1 protein-coding gene is annotated in these 688 nt (G+C 71.4%); it reads left to right on the top strand.

The genetic code is table 11. The features are described 5' to 3' along the window. Positions 1-340, top strand: a 340-nt coding sequence (locus tag DMC61_RS40955; RefSeq protein WP_148106767.1) for an ATP-binding cassette domain-containing protein, incomplete at its 5' end; no start/stop codon positions are given. Positions 341-688: the final 348 nt, after the last annotated feature.

The following is a 688-nucleotide window of genomic DNA, read 5'->3' as shown; positions in this document are numbered from 1 at the left end:
GTGCGCCGCCCGCCCGGCCCAGCTCTCCGGCGGCCAGCAGCAGCGGGTGGCGATCGCCCGGGCGCTGGCGATGCGCCCGAAGGTTCTGCTGCTGGACGAGGTGACCTCGGCGCTCGACCCGGAGCTGGTCGCGGGCGTCCTGGACCTGCTGCGGGACATCGCGCGCACCACGGACATCACCATGCTCTGCGTGACCCACGAGATGAACTTCGCCCGGGACATCTCGGACCAGGTCCTGATGTTCGACTCTGGCCGGGTCATCGAGGCCGGGGCGCCGGAGAAGATCTTCAGCGAGCCGGAGCACGACCGCACGCGGGAGTTTCTCAGCGCGGTCCTGTAATTGCAGGGCGTCACCGCCCCAACGTCCGAGGTCGGGACGTTGGGGCTGGCCCCCGGCATATGCCAGCGGGCCAGCGCCGCAGATGGGAGCCCCGGAATCCGCTCAACACCCCCTCACGAGAGGCCTCTTGGCGGCTATCGTGAACGCAGGGATGCACCAGCGAGCGCAGGGGGATACCACCGTGGCGCTGCAGCACAGGCCGACCGCGCCGCACCACTCGGCCCAGGACGCCCTGCGCGTCCTGGAGACGGTGGCGCGGCACACCTCCGGTGTCACCGACACCAAGATCGCCCGCCGCAGCGGCCTCGACCGCGAGCGGCTGACACCGCTCCTGCGCATGCTGCGCCG

It is taken from the genome of Amycolatopsis sp. WAC 04169, from assembly GCF_003947535.1.
GTDB lineage: Bacteria > Actinomycetota > Actinomycetes > Mycobacteriales > Pseudonocardiaceae > Amycolatopsis > Amycolatopsis keratiniphila.
This window is presented reverse-complemented; position numbering and strand designations above follow the sequence as displayed.